1 protein-coding gene is annotated in these 1,450 nt (G+C 51.4%); it reads right to left on the minus strand.

Annotation, left to right across the window (positions count from 1 at the left end; all coding sequences use genetic code 11):
* Nucleotides 1–35 precede the first annotated feature (35 nt).
* Nucleotides 36–1,244, minus strand: a complete 1,209-nt coding sequence (locus ACZYOF_RS43720; protein WP_463719582.1) for a reverse transcriptase domain-containing protein — start codon at nt 1,242–1,244, stop codon at nt 36–38.
* Between the last annotated feature and the right edge of the window lie 206 nt (nt 1,245–1,450).

Consider the following 1,450-nt stretch of genomic DNA (forward strand, 5'->3'; position numbering starts at 1 on the left):
GACGGCTGGCAGACCCTCGCCAGCAAGCCCATTGCTCAGCCGGTTGATCTTGCCGCCTGAGCAGATATCATCCGTTCACCGGAGACTCGCGACGGACAAATTCCAACCAAGTTCGCGACGGCACCTTCTTGGGGGTGTTCGGCTATCAATTTCAGACAATAGTCCACGGCGACGTCATCTGATTGATCGCCGAGCCGCTTAAGAAGAAAATGCAGGAGGGTCTTATCCAGCTGTTCTTGCTTGATGAAATGATCTAGAAAAATCTCTCGGATAACCGGGTGGGGGGTACCTGCTTCTTGCGGAGGAAGAGAAACCGGAATCGAGGGGAACGTATCTCGGATGAACTCTCTTAGCTCCTTTTGATATCTTTGCTGAACTTTGTTTATGAGTGGATTGACGCCTTCGATCTTGTCTCTGACGTCGCCCGCGGCTGAAACTGATGTCTTGGCCGATTGCAAGTTCAGGCCTCGGCGTCTTAACAGTTGAGCGAGGAACATCAGTGCAGATTTTCCACCCGGATGACTTCGACAAAAGATCCGAATGTCATCGACGTAGCGGATGAAGTCGATTTCATTGTCGATCATGGTTCGATCGATTGGATTCAAGTATACTTTCGCGAGAATGTCGGAGGCTGAGAACCCCTGTGGTAGTCCGCGGCCGGGTAGAACGCACCAGCGGTTTAGACAACGTCCCAAGAGCTGGGTGATCTCTTCGCTACATCCAAGATTTCGTAAATCCGAAAAAAGCAATTCCAGATCGATGTTTTCGTAGAATCCTGTCACATCTGTAATGACAACATGTGTTGCGCCACCATCGATTCTTTCAATGCTCGCTTTCCTAAAGGCGGTCCAAGCATTGAATGTATTTGTAAACCAATCGACTCGTCGAAGCGATCCAGACAAGCGATACGAGAAGTCTACAAGGCCTTGAGACCACAGTAGGCCGCTGTTGATTGTAGGAAGGAGAGTGCCGACAAGCGCGGCGTAAACTAGTCGATCCTCTAGATTTAACATTGCGCCGGGCCGAACGGCCCCATTGCCCTTCGGAATGTCGGCGATCGTTGCTGAGCCCGGTTGGTAACCTTGGCGGATTTTGGCTTTCAACCGATCAAGCCAAGGATTTAGGTCTGCCTCTACTAGCTCGACTTCTAACGGGCTATGAACAAAAACGCGCCCATTCTGTATGTCGCTCTTGGTGCGCCGCCAAGCGAGATCAAGGTCCAGTCGGTCGAGAGCAGAGGCCATGACAGGCTATATGCTTTAGGTTGAATAGTAGAGTGGATAAAAGTCGATCCTATATATGAAAGGGGATGGCTGAAGCCATCCGGGGATGTCCCGGGTTCTGTTGAATTACTGAAGAGGTCGGCGTTGCCCACCTTGAGCCGGTAGGCTCGGGGTGCTGATTCCACAAAGGAGAGCAACGCCATGACGAGAGATATCACACCGGCTGG

This window comes from Bradyrhizobium sp. LeoA1Lang, from assembly GCF_055413685.1.